Genomic DNA, 24,169 nt, shown 5'->3' on the forward strand with positions numbered 1-24,169 from the left:
CCCGACCGCGGCTAGGCGTGCGTGCTCCAGAATGCCGGAGTGCCGCAGAGTTTCCCGCGTTTTGAGGACCTGAGCGCTCAAGAAAGAGCGCAAGAAGCAGTCCTTATGTTCCATAATTGCTGCAGTTCTTGCGACGGCATCGTGCGTCGTCAACGCCATCCCACGCGGAGTGAACTCTCATGTCCCTGACAGCGATCCTTGCTTTCCTCCAGAGCAGAAACCGCGCGCGGCGCGATCCGTCACCAGCGGACGTCGAGAATTCGGCCAGAGCAGCTCAGCGGCTGATCTGCGAGCCACTCGAGCCGCGACTGCTGCTTTCGGCTGACCTGTCGCTGGGGGAAGTCGCTGACAGCTTCAGGACGAATGACATCCATCCCGCCGGGGTGACGGTCATCACGCATGGATTCCAACTCGGGGATTCGACAGGTGACTCCCTTTTGAGCGTGGCGAACGCCATCTACAACTTCGCTGATACCAAGGGATCTGCCTGGCTGCTCGATTATGACATACCCTCACCGGGCGCTGTCGCGGGCTTCGACAAGAACCAGTCCCGTTTGCCCGATGCCAGCCAGAAAGGTGAGTCGGGCGAAGTCGTCATCCTTTTTGACTGGGCTGCCGACTCCAATGAGCCGTCGGCTGGCTGGACCGAAGCCGCCGGCGACGCGCTCTTCAGCCTTCTGGCCGGGCTCGACCTGATCGACCCGACGGCCGGTGCCGACAACCCGACTCTGCATTTCATCGCCCATAGCTTTGGCTCGGCAGTGACCAGTGAAGCGGTTGAGCGGCTGGCGTACTACAAGGTACCGGTCGATCAGGTCACACTGCTTGATCCTCACGATTTCTCGCAGCGGTTGTATTTTGACACGGAGCAGGACCAGAAATCACTGGCGTTTCCCGAGGACTATGGTGTCTCGATCTGGGACAACGTGGACTTTGCGGATGTCTACTACCAGACCAGGGGACTCAATTCCAGGTTCGCCCCGGATCGTATCGTTCCCTTGGGCCGTGCTATTCCTGGCGCTTTCAACCGATTCCTTGATGACGAGTTACCCGCGGTCGGACTGCTCAATCCCTATGATCCGGTGCTTCCTGGATATGCGAACTCATTGGTCGGAGGTGACCACTCCTATGTCTGGGACACCTATTACCTATCGACCATCCCTGGCGCGCTCGAATATGACGGCGCGAAGAACGAGTACGTTGAGTGGCGAGACTTGGATGGCGATGGGCAGACAGGAGAAAGACTTGCCGGCCCCGCCAACAGAGTCGCCGCCCAACAGCGAACAGAAACCGGGTTTGCGCATTCGGCACTCGCCGGTGGCCGTTCGCGCCAGCCCGCACGAGTCTTTTCCGGCCTCACATCCAGCGTCGGCGATGACCCTTACAAACACACGCCAGGCCATAAGGCCGATTCAGGGTTGGACAACGTGCGTTGGGAGCCTGCCTGGTCACCGTATGGCGACGCGAATCAGGGCGGGGGGCTGGTCAATGGGAACTTCTCGAAGACAGGCGCGGATCCACAAGAGCGGGCACTAAGTATATATGAGGAGTATGTCTTTCCTGGCTGGACACATCATGGCGGTGGTGGCCAGGGACCTGTTCTTTCATCAGTCTTCAATAATGATCCTGGCCTGCAGTTAACGCCGAACGCCCCGGGAAGAAGCCATAATCTGTTCTACCTGCCCCTCGACGCAAGCCACCTGACGTTTGACCTGGATGTGGTCAATCCGGGCGATGACGAGTTGCTCGTCTATTTGGGCGACTGGTCGAATCAGCCTGGTTCCGGGGCGAACAACCGCATCCTGGATTCGATCCGACTCGGCTCGCCCGGGAAACGAACCGTCGAACTGCCGTTTTCCGATATCACGCAACTCAACGCGGCGCACACGCTCGGCTTCCAGCTTGTAACCGGGGATGCTGATCCCAGGATCACGGCCCAGGTTAGATTGGACAATGTCCGAATCGAATCGCAAAGGACGTCTGCCGGCAAGACCGGAGACATCGTCGTCGTCCAGCTGGGCGAGTTGCCGGATGGGACAGTGTTTGCGCCGGATAAGGTAAATTTGAGCCTTGCCAACGGGACGACACTCGATCTCAAGCCTCTCGCGGCCAACGTGTACGAGATTCAGACGCGGGGTGACAGCATATCGATCGGAACACTTCTCCTTTCCGATGCGATTGACGGTGAGCCTTTCAGCAGCAGCGGGCGCGCCTATTTCGCGCCAAATGTCGTGGGCACCACGTCAATTGTCGATCCTGATCCTGCACGGGGCTTCCAAGGCATCATACGGGGATCTCTGCGCACTTCCCTCTTCACCGGGTTACCCAGCTTGCCCGGTGGCGAACGCCGTTTTCAAATCAATGTCGCAGCCGGCTTGTCCAGCAGCGGCGCGGCAGCCATAACTTCATCATCATCGACAATCGATATTCTTCAAATCCAGCAGCGGCTGGCCTATCATGGCTTTCCCAATCCCAAGGGAGATCCGCTGAAGCTCGACGGTGTGATGGGATTGCGCACTCTCCATGCGATCGGACTGTTCAATGCCGCCGTCCGGGGAGAGGATGCGCACACACCCAGTCGCGAGGTCGATCTGCTGTGGATCAACAGTCAGCAGGCACCCGATTGGGTCGAGATCACTGCCACAGCGGGTTTGACGATCGAGCCGGCTGTCGTGGGCGGAGCAAACCCGGAGCGCTGGGCAACGAGTTGGACCGCCGAGTTGATCGCTCAAGCCGCCCGCTCCAACCGAGACAGTGGTGCGCCCGCCCTGAAGCTGCGCAGTGCCAGCCTGGTGGGCGGGGGCGAGACGCCCTGGCACGATCGCTATGAAGCCCACGACGATCTGCACGAAACCGGGTTGCAAGTTGATTTCGATGTTCCCTCCCACAATGAACCGTTCGACAGTAACGGCCGGCTGATTTCCGGCCGTACGGCCTTCTTCAGGACGGTGGAACATGCGGGTGTCAGTTACGTCGCGGGTCCGGGAACGATGATCGTCGTTCGGAACAGTTCGGGCGGCTATCGGACCGCTGATTCCGCGCAGGCGGGTTTCAACTGGGGGGTCGCCCTTCGCGGCAGCGACGCCCTGAACGACCAGGCCATTCTGCGGGCCATCAGGAACCTGATCGTCGACCCGGATACCGGGTATCGGCTGGCGGATGTGCGCAAACAGATCAGTTCATTCATCGGCCGGTCACTGAGCAACGGCGCCAAGGTCGAGAGCGTCTATTTCAACGATCCCCGCCTGTGGGACGATCCACAACTGAAGGACAAGGTGCAATTCAAGCCCGGCAACGCCGGCGTCTTTCAGGTCAACGTCAAGGCGCCGCCTGTGCAGGTCAGCGAGAAGAACATTCCAAGGTCTGCGGCGAACGCGCTGAACGCGGGGCTCAGCGGACTCGAGAGCGCGATCAGGCTTGCCAAGCTCGCCCGGCCGCCCGGGAGCGGCTCTGCGGACAACGAAGTTGCGAGCGCAAGCGGCTTGGCCAGGATGGCCAGTCAGACGGATGGCGGCCCTGCGGACGAACTCGCGCTGCTGCAGAACGAGCTTCCGCTTCTTGGCAAGAGCCTGGCAGACCTGATCCCCGCCGATGAACTGCTCGGTGCTCTGCGCGACGTTGTCGCCGACTACATGAACTCGACGGCAACGCCGACCGCCGAAGGACTGGTGCAGGCCCTGCGTTCATTCACCGAGCAGCAGACCGGCTTTGCAGCCACTCCGGGAGCTTCGTCGCTCAGCTTCGTCGTCGACGGAGACCGGATTCGTTTCGCCGGAGTGAGCCTCAACGCCCAGCGAACCGTCAGTCTGCCGATCAGCCTGGGCGAATGGGGCGAGAGCGCCGGCATCGCCCTCAAACCCGATACCGCTGTCGCGGTCAGCCTGTCGCTGACCGCCACGCTTGACTTCACCCTCGACCTCACACCGGGTCTGGCAGAGGGACAGGCTTTCATCGTCGATGATTTCGACGTCACGCTGGCAGTCAAGGCGGACGTGGCGGATCTCGATGCCGATCTGCGTCTCGGGATCGTCGACGCGAGAATCCGCGATGGTCATCTCGCGCTGGATGCGGCCGTCACGCTGGCGCTGCGGGACGAGGTCAAAGGCCAGAGCATCTCCGCGCTCAGTGCCGAACCGGCTTCCCGGATTTTCTCGCTCGACTGCGGCAACCCGTCGCTGGTGGGCAACCTGCCCGTGGACGTCTCCGCCGCGGCACGGCTGATTGGCTTGCCGTCGACGCAGACCCTGAACATACCGATCAGCCTTGCCGGCGGCGATTTCTGCGACGGTCTGAGAAACCCGTTCGATTTTTCGGGCCTTGGCGATCTGAAAGGCCTGGGGAGCATCCAGTGGCCCGATTTCTCGAATGCCCTGCAGGACCTCGCTGAATGGTTGAACCGTATCGCCAGCAAGGGTCGCTCCGGAGATTCGCCTGCCTTGCGTGGCCTGAACTGGCAGATGCCGGAAGTCTCGTGGCCAAACTTCGGGCGAATCCAGTTACCCGACATTGACATTCCCGGTCTGGGAAAATGGCTGATCGACAGACTCTATTCACTGCGGTTGCCGTCCTTCGGAAGTGGCGACGCGGACAGCGCGCCTGCGGTCCACCCGGCAAATCCTTTTGCTTGGCCGTCGCTCAGCGACTTTCTGGACCAGTTCAACGGAGTCGTCCTGCCAACGATCGACCTCGGCAAGCGCGTTCTCACCTTCGACCTCAATCTCGACGAGAGCCTGGCGCCGCTGTCGAACGCGACTTCCATACGGATCGGCAACAGCGACGTCCCGATCGAGTTCAAGGGCCGACTGACCGGAGGATTGAGACTCGGTGTCGAGATCGCCCAGCTCGGCAGGGACTTCGTGCTGGCGGATGGCACGCCGCTGGCCGCCCTGAATGGTGGCAGGGGCGTCGTCGCTCCACGGCCGCAGGCCAACGACATCGCGCTCACCCTGCACGATGGTTCCGCTTTCGAAGTCGATTTCGACGGGGCGACCACCGTCGGTGATGTCATCCGCGCCATCCAGAACGCCGCGCCGACGGTCTTGCGGGGAGGTATCACCAGTGCCGCCGTTTCGGTCGCCCTGAATACAGAGCGAAAGTCCCTGGTCCTGAAGGACGAAACGGAAGGGACGGGAACCTTTTCTGTTCAAGCGATCAATGGCTCGTTGTTTGGCGCACCCGGTTACGGGCTGGGCATCACCGGATCGGATTCGACCGGCGTCGACGCCAACGCTGACGGCCTCCAGGATGTGGGCGATGGCCTGATCATTGGGCAGAGCCTGCATGGAGATACGCTGGCGCAGCACCTCTTCGTCGATCTGTCCGACCCCGCCAGGCAGGCGAGCCTTGGCTTTGCCGCTGATGTGCTGCTCCCGGACGTCGATGCCCGGATCGACCTCGGCGTTCTCGGCGTCAATGTGGAGAATGGCAGCGGTGCGCTGCACGGCGAAGCGAGCATCGTCTTCGCGGACCCCGTTCTGGGTACTCAGGCGGGTGGCGTCACCGGCGCCAGCGATCAGCGCATCACTCTGGCGGAGATCGGCGAAATCATTTCGCAAAGCGGCCGTGCGCTGGGCGCCAACGAGACCACTTCGCAAGTGATTTCGCAGGCTTTGTCGCAACTCGTCGCCGAAGCCGATTTTTCAGGGAACTTCCAGCTCACCCTCCCGCTTGCCACCACCGGCGCTCTGGGAGGCACCCTGGCCGCAGTAGCGTTTACCGACGCCAATGGCGATGGCCGGACCGAGCCGGCCGTGATCGTCGATTGGTCCGATCTCGAAGACTTGTCGACGCTCGACGTCGTCACACGCGACATGCGCGAAGTCGATGGTCTGCAGAACCTCGCCATCGGAGAAATCGTCGGCGGGCTGCGGCGAGTGCAACGTTCAATCGACCAGATCGAAAGCACGGCCGTATTCCGCGAGAAGATTCCGGGGGTCGGCAAGAGCATCAACCAACTCGTCGACTTTTCCGACTCATTCGGTCGCTTCGTCGATGCCTTCGAACGGCAACCGGGTCAGACGATCAACGATCTGCGGCAGGCGCTCGAACAGGCGATCGATGGCATGCGTTCGCCCGGCAATCCGGGCGCCCAGGACCCCGGGAAGGCAGACGTCGCCTTTTCTGACCACATTCTCGACCTGAGCCTGGACTTCAGCACTTTCGGTGCAACCGAGGATCTGCCGCTGGAGCTGGAACTGGGCGCACTCGGCGGTCTCGGCAGCGTCATTGCCGCCGATGCGAAGGTCGATCTGGCCCATCTGGCCGAGTTCAATCTCGATCTGCAGATCGATCTCACCAACCCGACGAGCCCGGTGTTCTATGTTCGGGATTCGAGTGCATTCAAACTCGGAGCCGGCGTCTTGAGCCAGGGTCTGAGCTTTTCGGCGGGTTATGGTCCTCTCGGATTTACCATCCCCGCCACGGACCCGGTAAACGGCCGCAGGAGCGAACTGCGCATCGACGACGGGACACCGATCGTCATTCACGGCGACCGGCCGGCCGAGCACCTGGCGACCTGGACCGTGAGCGTCGTTGACGATGACGGAGTCGGCGGTGACGGCCGCTATGCGCTGTTCTCGGATTTTGGTCTCGACAAACTGTCGTCCGACCTGGACGGGCAGGCGCATGTCTATCTGCCGGTCTACAAGCGGAACCAGAGTGCGCCGCTCGATCCTGTGCAGCGTGCCATCGATATCCAGGTCCTCGACATCGGCCAGCCTGCCAGCACCACCACGATCGCGATCCCCAACTTCATCAACGCCCTATCCGGGCTCGGCGACCTCGCGAACAGCCTGGGGGATGTCTGGAGTTCCTTGTCCGAAGGCTGGGATGGCGTCTTCGGCGCACTTGGCGCCGCGCTCGACTCGGGCGTCCTGGGTGTGCGCATCCCGTTCATTGGCGACAAGCTGGCAGAAGCCGAGTCGTTCCTCGAGCGCTTGCGAACCGATTTCAGTGGCGCGCTGACCGGAGTTACCGCGCAGAATGCCACGGGTATCCGGCAACTGCTGTTCGACCTGCTCGGCCCAAGCAGTACGCGCCAGAATTCATGGCTCGCTGACCGCGACGGAGATCGCGATGTGGACCTGCAGGACATCGACGTGCAAACGACCGCCGACGAGGTCCGATTCAACCTGGTTCTCCATCAGGACGTCGCGCTGGGCGAGATCCCGCTCTCCTTCGACCTCGGGCTGCCGGGCCTCTTCGAGCTCGAAAGCGTCGGCGGCATGCAGTTCGGGCTCGGTTTCGACTTCAAGCTGGGCTTCGGCCTCAGCAAGAGCGATGGCTTCTTCCTCGACACCAGCGCACAGGACGAACTCACCCTGAGGCTCGGGGCGACGATTCCCGGTTACCACGCCAACGGGCGCATCGGTTTCGTGAACATCGAGGTGCACGACGATGCCCGGGATCCCTCCTTCCTGGGTGGAAGCTTCAGTGTCGACCTCCAGGATCCCGACCACGATGGCAGGCTGACCTATGCCGAGGTCACCGCCGCCTCCCTCAGCCAGCTACTGCAGGCCAGCTTCACCGGTGGTGCCGAGATCAATCTCGAGATTCAGGCGACGGTCGATGACAATCCGAATTTCCCGTCGGTCCGCGGCGATTTCCACGTCATCTGGGATCTCAGCGAGAACGATACCACCCGCAACCAGGAGAGCGTCGGTGAGACGCCGCAGATCTGGGTCGACCACGTCGAACTGAACATCGGCGAGTTCGTGAACAATCTCCTGGGTTCCACCTTGCGTGACATCAAGCAGACGCTCGACCCCCTTGCGCCTGTGCTCGACTTCCTCACCGAGCCGCTGCCCATCATCTCCGGACTTGCCGGGAGCAATTTCACCATCGTTGACGTCGTTGGCCTGTTCTCCGGAAAGGATGTGTCGGGAATCAAGAAATTCATCGCCACGATGGACACCATCTCCGACGTGATCAGCGGCATTTCCGCAATCAGCGCAGATGGCTGGATACAGATCGGCGATGACCTGTTCAAGGGTCTGATTGACGGCAAGCAGGCGCAGGACGCGAACGGCAAGCCACAAATCAGCAGCCAGGGCGGCGATTTTTCGGTGATGCAGAACGCTTTTGGCGGCGTCAAGACACAGACGGATCGCCTGAACAGTTACGGCGGTTTCCGGATTCCCATCCTCGACAATCCGGCAAGCCTTCTTGGCCTGCTCGTCGGGCGTCCCGTCGATCTGATCAGCTACGAGATGCCGCCGCTGCCGCTGGACTGGAGCATGCAAAGCCCGCCGATCGGGCCGATCTTCCCGCCCTTCCCGATCTTCCTGATCGTCCGCGGAGAAATCGACGGACTGATCCAGTTTGGCTTCGGTGTAGACACGCAAGGCTTCTACATCAGCGATCACATCGTCGATGGGCGGGATCAGCCTGAATTGACGTTGGGGTCGTACCTGAACCTCAACGCGGAACTCAAACTCGGGTTTGCCGCGGCCGGTGTCTATGGTGGCGTACGCGGCAACGTCTGGTTCGATCTACACGATGACACCCCCGACAACAAGATTCGCATCAGCGATCTCGAGAAGAGCCTTGAACTCGGCCCGCAGTTCATCTTTGACACGCGGGGTGCCGTGGGCCTGGATTTCGGCGCTTACCTCAAGGTGGGTTTCGACACCTGGCTCGGTTTCATTACGCTCTATCAGGCAAGCATCTCCCAGTTCATGCCGTTGCTCAGTTTCGACGTCCCTCGCCCGAGCAACATCCCGGTTCTCGCCGAGCTCGACTCGAGCACGGGGCAACTGAATCTGAACGTCGGGACCCGCGCCCACCTTCGACAACACGGCAACACCGCCGACGGCAACGAGACGTTCCGCGTTTCGCAGGGAAGCACCGCGGACCGCGTGATCGTCGAGGCCTTCGGCGTCAAGCAGGAATACGCGGGCGTCGCGCGCATCCAGGCCAATGGCGGAGCCGGCGATGACCAGATCAACGTGGCTGCCGGGCTTGGCCTGAGCGTCGAGATCTACGGCGGCGCGGGCAACGATACCCTCACCGCTGGTGGCGGCATGGCCCTTCTCGATGGCGGTGACGGCGACGATCGGCTCACCGGCGGCACGAAGGCCGACCGGCTGCGCGGCGGCGCCGGTCGCGACTGGCTGGCTGGCGGCGATGGTGACGACACCTTGGACGGTCAGTCCGATGACGACCAGCTCGCCGGCGGCAGCGGCCAGGATGTACTGGAGGGTGGCGACGGCAACGACGTCCTCGATGGACAGCAAGGCAACGACGCGCTGGGCGGCGGTCGTGGCGACGACCGTCTTTCCGGCGCAGCGGGCCGTGACAGTCTCTACGGCCAGGAAGGACAGGACTTCCTCGAAGGCGGTCTGGACATCGACCAGATCGACGGCGGCGAAGGCAACGATCAACTCTATGGCAACGACGGCGGCGATATCCTCATCGGCGGCCTGGGCAATGATTTCCTGGATGGTGGAATCGGCTTCGATGCCCTGTGGGGCGACCTCGAGGACGGGACGGGAGCCGGTGCCGACACCTTGTGGGGCAACAAGGGCAACGACACCCTTCGTGGCGGCAAGGGCGACGACCTGCTGTTCGGTGGCGTGGACGCGAGCGTCATTTCGATCGCCGGTACGCCAGGCTGGGGAAGCGACCGGTTGATCGGCGGAGAGGGCAAGGACACCATTTACGCAGGCGTGTCCGCAGAAGGTGGCGGAGTTACCCAGGACAGCAACACCATCTATGGAGACAAGGAACCCGCCGACACCACGACCGGCGGTGGCGACATCGACCTGATCTATGGCGACTTGGGCACCGACTGGGTCTACGCGGGAATGGGTGACGACCGAATCTTCGGACTGGCCGGCGACGACAATCTCTTTGGCGAGCTGGGCAACGACTTCATCAGTGGTGGCAATGGTTTTGACGTTGTGGCAGGTGGCCTCGGTGACGACGAGATCTATGGCGGTGGTGGCACGGACGTGCTCTGGGGTGGGGATCTGGAACTCGGCCGGGAGCACTTTACCCTGACGGATGCCTCGCTGTTCGAGGCGCCAAAGGACTTTGCCGCCGCAGAAGCCCTCAACGCCACTGACCACACGCCGAGAAAGCTGATGCCCACGGTTGTGGAGGCACAGTCTCGGGGTGGAAGCTATTTCGATGGCAATGACCTGCTACGCGGTGACGAGGAGACTGACTGGCTGTTTGGCGGCGGCGGGGACGACAGGCTCGGCGGTGGTGAGGGCGATGATTATCTGGACGGTGGCGTGGGCAATGACACGATTCGCGGCGGCGAGGGAGATGACCTGCTCCGCGGCGGAGCCAACTCCGACCACCTCTTTGGCGACGAAGGGATTGACCAGCTCTACGGTGAAGGAGGGATAGACAGCCTGTACGGCGATGCGGGTCGCGCCGATGGCAGCGTGAAGGGACAGCGTCTCTGGGGTGGCGACGACCGGGATTACCTCTATGCCTACGCGAGCAGTACTGATTCAGACGCAGAGTCCTTGTTGGCCGGAGATGAACTGCATGGAGGTGCCGGCAATGACTGGCTATTCGGCAACCTGCGGCAGGACATTCTGTTCGGCGATACGGGTAATGATTTCCTGCACGGAGACTACTTGCGGGGGCTTTCCTACCTGATCAACCCGAATGCGGCGATCAGCGGCGGTGCCGACCAGTTGTTCGGCGGCGCTGGTGAGGATCAACTCTACGGTGGCGGGGGTGACGATATCCTCTGGGGTGGTGGGGAGTCCGACAGGCTGGAAGGACAGGATGGCCATGACAGCCTCTATGGCGGCGCTGGGGTCGATGTTCTGGTCATGGACACCGCGCCGGAATACAAGGTGTCACAGGATACCTACGACGGTGACCGAGGCAACACCAAGGCTGGTGACGTGCCGGATGCCAACAACCCCACCGATATCCTGCTCATTCAGGGTAGCGAGGAAGACGATACGATCCTCATTTCCCGGCAGGATGGCAAGTTGCGTCTCGACTTGAACCAGAGCGCCGTCTTTCTTGCTAGCTGGACCGATGCCGGTGGCACACCACTGGTCGAGCAGTTTCAGATTGCTGGTTTGGGAGGCGATGACACCATTCGATTCGTGGACGGTGACAATGCGCTGGATGTCACCAAGCTCAGCGCTCTTGGGCATGACTGGGTGGCCGTGCTGGACGGAGGAGCGGGCAACGACAGCCTCTCTGGCACCGGCGGTCGCGACCGTATCGATGGTGGCTCGGGGAGCGACACGATCTACGGCTATGCCGGTAATGACCGCCTCTGGGGCGATGGCGGGGATGGCGCAGCGACCGACCACGACATCCTGTTCGGTGGCCAGGGCAACGACGACCTGATCGGCGGCCAGGGAACGAATGCCCTCTACGCTTGGAGCCGGGATCCCGTCGCCGCTGCCGGAGACGAGTTTGGCGTTTTCGTCGACGGTGAAGGCAGGCTGCACGACAGTAGTGACGACTTCATCGGACGCCTCGACGAATTGGGGAACCCCCTTCCTGACGGCTACCTCGACGATTCAGCCGACCCTGAACTGCGCAAACGCGATCACGACGGCAAGCCGATTGCCGCTCACCGCTTGGAGGACACGGGCCTCAACCGCATGCTGGGCATGGATCGCGCCGATGTTCTCTATGGCGGCACCGGCCTCGATTTCATGTACGGAGGGGACGGCGAAGACATTCTTTACAACCGGCGGGGCGAGAAATTCGAAGGAATCGACGGGTCGGCCTTTGCCGAGGACAACGAATGGAAGGAGTATGCCCGGAAATCAGACCGGGTCTGGTACTACGGTGCGACGAACCTGAATGACATCATCTCGGTCGATTTCGTCACCGAGCCCGGTTTGGTGGGCGAGCACCACCTCATCACGCGCCTCAGCGAAAACAGCGGCGCCTTCAGCTTTGATGCTCAGGTGAGGTTGGACTTCGATGCCGTAGACAAGGATGGCAATGCGATCTGGGATAAACAGGACAAGACCTTGCGCCTGGACGCCCTGCGCTCAGTCGATCTGGAGGGACGCGGCGAGACCATGGCCGATGGCGGTGTGCAGGAAACCCGCAAGCTGGCGGAGCGCATCACGCTGCCGCCCGAGGGCGACTTCATGGCCATCATCATCGACGCACTGGATGGCAATGACCGGATTACCATCGGCCCGACGGTGCTCAAGACGGTATGGGTCGACGCCGGCAAGGGTGACGACCGGGTGGAGATCAAGTCCGGTCGCCCCATTCTCATCGACAAGGCGGACAAGCAGGGCGGCGATCTGGCCCTTCGCAACGACACCCCTGAGAGGGCTTATCAGCTGGCAGCGTTGCCGATCAACCAGTCGGTCCGTTTCACGGGGCTCAGCATGGATAGCCCAGCGGATGTGGACTGGTACCAGTTCAGGCTGGCCGATGTCCATTCCAACGACCGTATCGTCCTCGACAGTTGGTCTGACGAAGACAATGTGTTGATGGCGCTGTTTTCGGCCGCGGACGCACTCCAGCCGGAAACAACCAGTGAACGCAACATCCTGTCCCTGAGCAATCTCCGGGCCGATGCAACGTACTGGCTCAGGGTGTCCACGCCGGACCGCAAACCCACCCTCTACGACCTCCACTTCGAATTGATCGACACACCGGATACGACTGAAAAGGGGGGCAGCAGCAATACGCGGGAGGGCGCGTACGAAATCCGGAATATCGAAGCCATCGCTCGCATCGACGGTCTCAGTCTGCATCAGGCAGGTGACCTGGATTGGTTCAAGTTCAACCTGACTGAAGCAGGCACGGCGACGGATGCCGTCGAGATTCGTAACGACGGTCCGGCAACTCAGCTGACCATGGCCTTGGTCAGTGCGGCCGGGCAAACATTGTCTGAGCAATCCACGGCGGGTCCTGAACAAGCGGCCACTCTCAGCTTCGCCGGACTGGCAGCGGGCGATTACTGGATCAAGATCAGCGGCAACGGCGAACTGGCCCGCTACGCTCTACGGCCTTCAGTCGGTCAGGGCGGCAGCTTGATGCTGGCGGCAGGCGGCGGCAGCAGCATCGACCTGGCCAGCCCGCTCACGAATGATCCGCTCTCGGCCCGTCGCGACATCATCCTGGGCGGGTCCGGTAACGACGTCCTCTCGGGCGGGCCGGGAGAAGACTGGATTTTTGGGGGGGATGGCGACGACGTGCTGACCGGGGGGCTGGACCGTCAGGCCAGCGACCTCATCTGGGGCGGCAAGGGCAACGATACCTTCCAGATCATCCCCGACGACCTCCCGCTGACCAAGGGGAGCGGCCGGCCGGGGGTGACCAGTCAGAGTGATGGCTATTTCGGGCAGGAAGGTACGGACCGGGTTTTCTTCCTGGGTGGCGACATTGACGCGAACGGCAAAGCCGTTTCCGACCATGCCACCCTCAGCTACAACACCAATCTCGGGCACTATGAATTCGCCAGTCGAGTGTGGGATACCGCCAATCAGGAATTCATCCACTCGGACGCAGCCGTCAACCCCTTTGCCCTGGCGTACGCCTTCTTCACCATGCGTGACATCGAGGCCATCCAGGCAGACCTGCGAGCAGGCGATGATGAATTTCGCGCAAATCTGAGCGAAGACGCCCGTCCGAAGGGTGCGCCGGTAGACGGCATGACGATCCACGGTGGCGATGGCGATGACCGCCTCTTCGGCGGCGCCGGGCAAGACTTGATCGATGGCGGCAGAGGGCGGGATGTCATCGCTGGCGGCATGGGTGACGATCACCTTGTCGGCAATGATGGCGACGACGTGATTACTGGAGACCGCTTTGCAGTGGCTCCCGATGCCTGGGAAGGCAGTGGACAAACGGAACGTCCGAATGACAGCCCCGCCACACCGCACGAGTTGGTTCTGCGGCCCAACGAGGAAGGGCTGTTCTCTCTGGAGGCGAGCTTTCACTACGGCGACACCCAGGACTGGTATTTGGTGCGCGCCCCGCTTGCCCCGAGGGCCTTCGGCAGCGCCGACCGCCTGGCTCTCGATGCCCGTTCGGTGACCGTGGTCGGGGACAAGTCGGTGACGCTGGGGATCTTTGCGGCCAAGGTCAGTGTCGATGCCAGCGGCAGCATTGTGCGCGACGCGAGCGGCCGGATTCTCTCGGTGACGCAGGATCTCAGCGGGCAGACCACGGCCCCCGAGTACTACCTGCTGCAGGTCAACAATGCGACGAGCGGCTCCGCTCATCCGAGTGCGTTTTCGTACCGCCTGACTTTCGACCTGTCCAGAGCGCCGCTGGCGATCGACGAGTCGGACAAGGCCAACCTCCTCGATCGCACCTCCGTGCCCGGCTACAAGCCGGTGCTGGTTCCGCTTGGCGATATCGATGCTGATGGCTATCCTGAATACGCCACCCACATCTACACGCAAGGGATCAGCAGCTATTTCACTGGCGTCTCTGGGCAGACTGGTCCATCTTCGTGGCTCGAAGCCGACCTGCTTGGGGAACTCGAAGGACGTCAATTCGGCGCCGTTGACGGCCCGTTGATCCAAGGTCTGGATCCACTCCGGACGGTCAGCCTCATCGGGTCGGCGGATTTCTCGCAGGACGCCGCTCGCGAACTCGTGTGGGTGGACACCCGAGCCACCAATTCCCGTGTTCTGGTGGCGAAGTCGCTGACGCCCGGATTTTTGCCGTCCGATGACGACTCTGTGATCCGGGAAATCGCCAGCTACTCGCCGTCTTCAACCTTCGCGACCGCTGCCTTGGTGGGCGACCTGGATCGTGACGGAGTGGATGACCTGGCCGTCTTGGCAGTGCGGGTCGGTCGGGCCGTGCTCGATGTGTGGTCCGGAGCCCAGATTTGGTCGGGCCAGACGGCACCGGCCACGCCGCTGGCCAGCCTCGATCTCGCGAGCTCGCTGGATGTCGGGTCGCTCACGGACTTTCGGCGAACCAGCCGGATTTTCGCAACTGACGACATCGACGGCGACGGCGTTGGTCGCGACATCGTCGTCACGATGCCGGGGCGCACGCTGTTCATGAAGGCGTCCACGGACTGGCATGACCTCACAGGTGGCGCCTTGCGCTCAGCGGTCTTGATTTCCGACATGAGCCATGGCACCGCGCAGGGGGAAGTGTTCGCCATCGGCGACCTCGACGCCGACCAGCGTCAAGACTTCGTGTTCGTCAACGGGACAGTCAGCAGCAGTGCGCGCGCCTGGACGCCGCTGCTCGGGCGCAGTCTTGCGCCGGCCATGGCGGCTCCCGTACCCTTGGTGGGCAACGCCTCCCCGATTTACGGCGCCGTCGATGTCGTCGCGCTGGGGAATTTTATCGGTGACCAGGGGCCGGACTTCGCCATCGTCGGCCGCTCGTCGGCATCGGCACCGTTCGTCGCCGAGGTTTATGACCGAGCTGCGGTTGCCGGGCCGTTGAACCCGGCGACCAGAATCTGGCTCGGGATCGAGGCCAGTTCCACCATCGGCGCACCCACGCGCCATCTTTTTGCGCAGCCTGGGATTGGCCGTGAGTTCACGAACTGGGTCGTGCCGCTGGGTGACGTCGATGGCGATGGGCACGCTGACTTGGCCGTAGCCACCGGAGAAGGTGCGGGCGTCCTCGTTTACCGCGGCCACGAGGCCTTGGTTTCATCGAACGACCCAGCGCTACCCGAACAGCAGCCGGCCACCTATGAGCTGGCGGCCGTGTGGAACGGTGGCGCAGTGGCGACCATTTCGCCTCTGCCGGCCGAGTGGTCGCAGTCGGTCTACGATGCGGCACTCAGCTTCTTCGGCGACGACGGCGCGAAGGAAGGCTCCAAGGTTTCGGACTGGCAGGTCTCCCAGCCGTCTCTGATCCCGTCTCGACCAATCGCCATCGGAGACTTCAATGGCGATGGGCACGAGGACCTGCTTCTGCCGGGAAGCGGCCTGCAGGTCGGCGGCTCGCCCGCCAGGATCGTGCTGGGCACGCTTCTGCCCACATCCGGGGGGAAGCTTGACGACCTGGGCGACCTGCTGCTCGACCCCGATTCGCTTGTCCGGGTAGGCAGCAGCAGCCAGTACGTCACCTTGGGCCAGCCCGCTGAACGTTGGGGCAATCTCGATGCGGATCAAAAGGGCACCAGTGACTTGGTCACAGCAACCAGAGATGTCAGCGGGAAAGTGCGGATCAATGTCATCTTCGGTGGCTCAAAGCCTGCGACGTCGTCGGCGCGCACCCCGGAATCCGTCGACTTCTCGTTCGTCACGGATCTCGACTGGTGTGATCCACGCACAACCAAGTTGATCAACTCGAACGCGGATTGGCTCCGTGGCACGGGCGTCCAGGTGTCAGTCGGCGACTGGGACGGGGACGGTTTCGGCGATGTGATGGTGAAGGTCGAGGGTTGGACGGAAAGTCCTAACCGTCCGTTCCTGAAGATCTACTCGGGCGCCCGTATCAAAGACTTCTACGACACCTTCGGATCTGTGGGCGACCCCTTCAGCGTTCAACAACTACAACTGTTCTTTCTTGCGCCCGGCCCGGCCGACCCCGGCTTTGCCCTCCCAACCGGTTCCGGACCTTACCGGGTAAACCGCTCGGTCCTCGATGCGGGGTTTGTTGGCGACCTTGACGGGGACGGCCGCGATGACATCGCCGTCGCGTCACCGCTCGACATGATGCCAGAGTCTGACAGCGACAAGCCGGTTGGCGCGAACTATGTCTTCTTCGGGCAAGTTTACGACTACGTTCACAATGGCGCCTGGCTCGGATATGGTGGTGGAGGCTACATCAAGGCCGACTTCGGACTTGGCGGTGGCGTGTACCGCCTGGGGGACGTCAATCGCGACGGTCTCGACGACATCGCACTCACGGACTACGCGCAATACGGACCCGGTGGTCCCTCTTTGCGAATTCTTCTTGGCGACGCTTCGCGCGCGAGCTTCCTGCAAGCCGCCGACGGAGCCTACCGCTGGTACCTGCCGGACCCCGCGATTTTCGCCACTTCCACGGTGACAACTGGCGACTACAACGCCGACGGCATCGCCGACCTGGCCATCGGCACGCCGCTGCGCTTTACCAGCTCCTTCCCCGGTGGCTACCCAACCAACTATGGCTTGCTGTCCCAGGACTCGGATGGTCGGGTAGACGTCTATCTGGGCACCAGCAGCAGTCCCTGGTGGTCCAAAGTCGGCGACCTGATTGGCTATAACAACAAGCCAGACATCACCCTCCTGGGCGCCGACCATGAACTGATGGGTGTGCTTTGGAATGGCCCCAGCCAGGATGTCGACGGCGATGGTATCGCCGACCTGCTGGTCGGCCGCCCTTATGCCGACCGGGTCGATCCGGAGTATCTGGAGAATGCCGGGGCTTTCACCCTGCTGTCTGGCTGGAAAGCACAGGCGACCACGGTGGCCGTTCCACCCTCGCCGAACACGAGTTTGCCGGCCGGAGTTCAGGTAGCCAATCGCCTCAGTGCCACGCTTGACGGGAAGGTAGACAACGCGGTCAGTTTCGCCCAGGGTGAATCGGAACTGTGGTACCGATTCACCACATTGGGGGACGGTAGCGTTGGGGATGGTTTCATTGCCCTGCCCGCCGGGACCACCATACCGTTGCAAAGCAGCCTGGTCAGACTTGCGTCGGGCAACTCGGCGAGCGGCACAGTCGTCGCGAACGGGCGCTTCGCCTCACTCTCGGGACTGCCTGCCGGCGAGTACGCTCTGCGCCTGACCCGTACAGGGGGTACCGCCAATGGCCTGCATGTGACGCTTTACGGGCAATTGCCCGAAATGGGGCGCAATCTGGTCGCCATGCAGGACTCGGACTGGATCGAAGGCGGTGCTGGCAATGACTACCTGGATGGCGGGGTCGATATCGATCAACTTTATGGTGGCCTTGGCAATGATCGGTTTAATGTCGCCGATTCCGGGGGCCAGCTGGTGGCCGCCTTCGAGGTACGCGACCAATCAGCCGACGACCGCGGAAAAATCTTCATCGAGGCACAAGCCAACAGCAACACAGCCGCCAGCCAGACCGACTTCATTGCCGATCCGATCGTGCGGTTTGAGTCGTCGGCCTTGCGCGATGCGGTGAGCGCCGCGCTTGCGATACCCGATCACCAACCACTGAGGTCGTCTGATGTGGTCGGACTGACGACACTTGAAGTCACTACCCCGGTATTTAGTCTGGCCGGGCTCGAGCAATTGAAGAATCTACGGAGCTTGAAACTCCCTGGGCAGAATTTGAGTTCCTTGTCGTGGACGACGAGTGATGTGCCGCACTCTTTGGCTGAGCTGCGCCACCTTCATACTCTGGATCTCAGCAGCAACCAGTTGCAAGATATCTCGGCGCTTTCAGCACTGAGCGATCTTGAGGTCCTGCTGCTGTCAGGAAACAGGATCACCGATGTGACACCCTTGTCGAAGCTGGAGAAACTCGCTGTTCTTGATCTCAGCAACAACCGGATTCAGACGGTTGCTCCGCTCGCGGGCCTGAGCTACCTCGATGATCATGATGCCGGTTACCAGGAAACGGGTTCCTGGCTAGGGGGGGTGAACCCTAAAGCGGCCCTCGGGGACTACAGGTTCAGCGGACCCGGTCTGGGTTCTGCCCAGGCGACTTGGACCTTCACCAGCCTCGATAAGGGTTTGTACGAAGTATTCGTGACCTGGCCAGAGCATGAAAGTCGCGCGAGCAATGCGCACTATGCCGTATCGAGTGGCGGTGTCGATGGAACCGGCGCGCTTCATCTCGTACAGCTGTCTGAAGAACGAGTCAACCAGCGCTTTGCGCCAGATGACTGGTATATCCCGCCATGGGGCGGACCGTGGGAAAGCCTGGGGCGGGTGGATCTGGCGTCTGAGGTGCTGCAGGTAACGCTCGACAATCAGGGTGCCGACGGCTTGGTTGCCGCCGATGGCGTGCACCTCGTGCGGCTTGACCCAGCAACCTTCCAGCCAGTGATCCCTGCATCCCAACTCGGCACCTTGTCTTTGTATGGCAACCCACTGAGCAATGGGGCCTATGAAATCGAGCGTCCGAGACTGCGATCGACCGGGGTCTACCCGCCCGCTCTGTTGATGGATCTGGACAGACCCCTGGCAGCGTTGCCGGCCATGGCACCGATCAGTGCATCAGCAGGTGTTCCGACAACCGTGTCGTTACCATCTGCGTTGGAAGGAACGCCTGTTTACTACACAGCTGTTAGTAGCAGTCCTGCCATGGTGCAGACGAGCATGGCCGGTAACCTTTTGACGCTGTCGCCTGTGGCGGGTTTTGTCGGCACCGCCGAAGTCAGCGTCAAGGCTTGGGACAGGACGGATTCGAGCGGCAATCCAACGGGCCGGAGCAGCGAGCAGCGCTTCAATGTGCATGTCGGCACCGCTGGCGCCTACGGCACCATTTGGGAGGACATGAACGGCGACGGCATTCGCCAAGCCGGTGAGCCGGGTATCGAAGGGCAGCTCGTCGTCGGCGATCTGGACGGGGACGGATATGCGGATGCCGGGGCGCCCTTAGGCTATTCCACGGCGCAGGGGACTTATGGATTGATTGCCAGCACGAGCCTGCCGAATGTCGTGCTGTATCCATTTTATTTTCCCCAGAACTGGCGGACCACCGCCATTGAGGGTCCCACTGGCAGCGGAGCAATCGTTACAGGCGGGTTCGGCTTGCAACGGGTGTTCGACGCCGGCTTCGACCGGCGTGGTGTAGAAGGTACAAGCGTCAGCCTGTCGGGAATCTACCACGGCGATGCCGGGTACCCGATCGTTCAGCCAGATGTCTCAGCAGATGGGCGCTACGTCGTCTTTAGGAGCGAGGCCAATCTGGTTTCCGACGATACCAATCAGCAGCCAGACATTTTCCGCAAGGACCTGACGACCGGCCAGGTGGTGCGGGTTTCGACCGATGCTTTGGGAGGGCAGGTGGATGGGTCGAGCTACTCCCCAGCCATTTCATCCGATGGGCGCTACGTCGTCTTCGAGAGCTACGCCAGCAACCTGGTTGCCGACGATACCAATTTTAATTCCGACACCTTCCGCAAGGACCTGACGACCGGCCAGGTGGTGCGGGTTTCGACCGATGCTTTGGGAGGGCAGGCGGATTGGTGGAGCTCTTCCCCAAACATTTCATCCGATGGGCGCTACGTCGTCTTCTATAGCGACGCCAGCAACCTGGTTGCCGACGATACCAATCAGGCGCCAGACATTTTCCGCAAGGACCTGACGACCGGCCAGGTGGTGCGGGTTTCGACCGATGCTTTGGGAGGGCAGGCGCATAGGTCGAGCGATTCCCCAAACATTTCATCCGATGGGCGCTACGTCGTCTTCAATAGCGACGCCAGCAACCTGGTTTCCGACGATACCAATCAGCGGTCAGACATTTTCCGCAAGGACCTGACGACCGGCCAGGTGGTGCGGGTTTCGACCGATGCTTTGGGAGGGCAGGCGGATGGGTGGAGCCACTCCTCAGCCATTTCATCCGATGGGTGCTACGTCGTCTTCTATAGCGACGCCAGCAACCTGGTTTCCGACGATACCAATCAGGCGCCAGACATTTTCCGCAAGGACCTGACGACCGGCCAGGTGGTGCGGGTTTCGACCGATGCTTTGGGAGGGCAGGTGGATGGGTCGAGCTACTACCCAGCCATTTCATCCGATGGGCGCTACGTCGTCTTCGAAAGCTACGGCAGCAACTTGGTTTCCGACGATACCAATCAGCGGTCAGACATTTTCCGCAAGGACCTGACGACCGGCCAGGTGGTGCGGGTTTCGACCGATGCTTTGGGAGGGCAGGCGGATGGGTGGAGCTACTCCTCAGCCATTTCATCCGATGGGCGCTACGTCGTCTTCAATAGCAACGCCAGCAACCTGGTACCCGGCGATACCACTGGCACTACAGACGTCTTTCGCAAGGACCTGAGCACGGGTGAAATTCAGCGCGTATCCGATGACAACGTTTACTACTATTCCTGGGTGGTCAAGGATGCGGCAGGAAGCATCGTCGGTCAAGGTACGGGCGATGGTGCCAACCCCTTCAGCTTCACGCCTGCGAACGAAGGAACGTACACCGTCACGCTCGCGGTCAGCGCCGCGCTGGGCGGTTACTCGGACGAAGTCGTCCTCTTCATCGACGACGCTGCACCGATCGTAAGCCTAGGACCCGATCTCGCCCAGAACTACCGGCAGGCGCTGAGCTACGCTTCGGCGCCAGTCATCGATCCCGGTGGGCAGGACGTGCATGACTACCTCTGGGAGGTGATCGACACGGGCACGAATTCGGTAGTGAAACACAACGACGATCATGCCATCGGCGCCTTCAGCTACCTCCCGGACAAGCCGGGCGATTATCTCGTGCGGCTGACGGTGACTGACCGGCAGTCCGGCAAGGTGGGTGTCGACGAGAAGCGGGTCAGCTTCAGCGATGTCAATCAGCCCCCGGCCGTCAGCCTCGGGCCGGACCTAGGCGGCGTTGCCGACGGGCAGACCATATCCTTTGATCCGGCGGTCACCGACACCAGCCATCAGGAAACCCATTCCTATCGCTGGAGTCTGCGGAATGCCCTGGGCATCAAACTCGGCGCCAGCGCGGCAGGCGATTTGGACTATCGCTTCGGGAGCGCGGGCAACGATTACCGGGTCGACCTGCTGGTGACCGACAACCGCGGCAGCAGCGGCCGTGACGACGTGGCCGTGACCGTGCGCAACACGCCGCCGCAACTGGATCTCGGCGCCGACAGAACAGCTTACGAGGGCGAGTCGATCAACCTGGTGGCGAATCTGACGGACCCCGATCCGGCGGATGCCCATACCTATCTGTGGCAGGTTGCCGCATCGAACGGGCAACTCATTGACAATGGCAGTGGCACCACATTCAGCTTCGTTCCGGACGAGGAAGGCAGTTACGTGGTGACCGCCACGGTCACCGATGGCCACAACGCTGTCGCCTCGGATACGGTGTCGATCGTCGTCGGCAACGCGCCACCGTCCTCGCTGGTCATCGACGGTCCCGACGAGGCTCCCGAGAACGCGGAGATCGTTCTGGCGGCCGTGTTCGCGGATGGCGGTTTGCGAGACACGCACACGCTGCGCTGGCATGTCTCGGCAGATAACGGCCAGGTCGTTGCCGACGCGACTGATGTCGGCCACGTCGTTCCCGGCGCGACCGCACCGACGTTTCTTCCATTCCGTCTGACGCCGGTCGATCAGGGACAGTACCGCGTGACGCTCACCGTCACCGACAACGACGGTGCTTCGTCGTCAGTCCTGAAAGTGATCACGGTCACCAACGCGGCGCCGGTCGCGGCCATTGCCGGTGGCGATCGCCCCAGCCAGGAGGGCCAGACGGTGGCTTTCGTGGCCGCCGGTACGAACGACGTGCCCGGAGACCGAGTCGCGTACAGATGGTCGGTGGTCGATGCCGATGGCGTCGAAGTCGGCACGGGTGCCGGGCCGACGCTGGACTTCCTGCCACCGGATGCGGGCCGTTATGAAGTGCGTCTGCGGGTCACGGACAAGGACGCGGCGGTCGGTGATACCAACGTGGCCAGGAACGGCGTCCGGACCAACGCGATTCTGACCGTGGAGAATGTCGCCCCGACGCTGGCGGTGAGCGGGACCTACCCGGCCGATGCGCGGCGCCCCTTCAGCCTCGTATTGAATGGCCTGGTTCCCACCGCCGGCGACAGCCTGACGCTCGAGGCCGACTACGGCGATGGGACAGGCGCTCAGTACGTGCCGAAAGCCGATGGCACCGTCAGGCTCAGCCACGTCTATGATGCTCCCGGCACGAAAACACTCACACTGACCGTCCGCGATGACGATGGTTCACTGGTGAGCGCGTCGGTGCAGGTCAACGTCAGCCCGAGCTTTGGCCTGCTCATCGACGAGACGGCGGGCGAGACGGCCGTGACGGAAGGAGGGGCCGACGACACCTACAGCATCCGCCTGACACGGCAACCGACCGCCAACGTCACCGTGACGCTGCTGGGCGATTCACAGGTGGAAGCGGTTTCGCACGCGAAGCCGACAACGTCTTCGCTAGTCTTTACGCCGGCCAACTGGGCGACCCCACAAACGGTACGCGTGCTCGCCATCGTCGACCATATCGACGATGATCACGCTACGCAAGGCGTGATTCGGCATCTCTTCACCAGCGCGGACGGGCGCTATGACGGGCTGGGGTCCGACGCAGAAGTGACCGTCAGGGTCACGGATAATGACGTTTCCGGTTTCCAGGTGACGCCAATCATATCGCCGCTGGTTACAACTGAGGCAGGTGGAACCGCCAGCTTCCAGGTGAAGCTCGCCACTCGGCCGGAGCATGTCGTGGCCGTCAATGTGTATTCATCGGATCGCAGTGAAGGGAGGACCGCGACGACGCGGCTGCTGTTCTCCCCCGAGAACTGGAATGACGCGCAAACGGTCATGGTGACGGGACAGCGCGACGCCGATACCACCGATCAGCCGTACAGCATCGTCCTTGAAGCGGCAGAGAGCGAGGATCCCGACTACGACCGGCTCGACCCTCCTGACCAGGCGTTGATCAACACCAACGTTGACACGGGCCTGTCCGGATCGCCCTTGCTGCTCGATACGAGCGACCGTACCGGGAACGAGTCGGTCGATGATGGCGTTCAGCCTCTGCTCCCGTCCGACCTTGACCTGATTGTCACAGCCGCCTATGCCCAATGGGCGGGCGCGCTGTCGCTGGATGCCGGACCGATGCAAACGGCGCAGTTTACGATCATGGATCTACCTGGCGACATGCTTGGACTCACCTCTGGCAATGTGGTGATGCTCGACGTCGACGCCGCAGGATCGGGCTGGTTCGTTGATCGGACGCCCTTCGACAGCAGCGAGTTCCTCTGGCAACCCACGGATCGTCTCTACGTCGCTGCCGAGCGAGGCCCCGCGGCGCAGAAGGTAGACCTGCTCTCCGTGGTTGCCCACGAATTGGGGCATCTTGCCGGGTTGGTCCATGCAGAGGAAGGACTGATGGCTCCTCGCCTGCAGGAAGGCGTGCGCGCAACGCCCGAATCCGAGGTCGCGAAGCCCAGGGTGTCGCTCGAAGCGGGTGTGCAGCCGCTACCCTGGATGAAGCGCGAGCTTCATGCGCGCGGTGCGGCTGGGAAGCACGCGTGGCTGTCCACCTGGGTTGGTGGAAGCGAGCGCGGTGAGAAGAAGCGGAACGACTGGAAGATTACCCTTCCGAGAATCTGAACCTGTTGCACTCATTTCGACAA

1 protein-coding gene is annotated in these 24,169 nt (G+C 62.0%); it reads left to right on the forward strand.

The window, feature by feature from the left end; genetic code table 11:
• Nucleotides 1-179 precede the first annotated feature (179 nt).
• Nucleotides 180-24,146, forward strand: coding sequence for a PKD domain-containing protein (locus V5B60_RS20445; RefSeq protein ID WP_332349730.1), 23,967 nt, complete (start codon nucleotides 180-182; stop codon nucleotides 24,144-24,146).
• The last annotated feature ends 23 nt before the right edge of the window (nucleotides 24,147-24,169 follow it).

Source organism: Accumulibacter sp. (assembly GCF_036625195.1).
In the GTDB taxonomy this organism is placed as follows: Bacteria; Pseudomonadota; Gammaproteobacteria; order Burkholderiales; family Rhodocyclaceae; genus Accumulibacter.

Bases quoted from the DNA above. Each gene is read 5' to 3' on its own strand.
- V5B60_RS20445 (WP_332349730.1), top strand. From the start codon at position 180: ATGTCCCTGACAGCGATCCTTGCTTTCCTCCAGAGCAGAAACCGCGCG.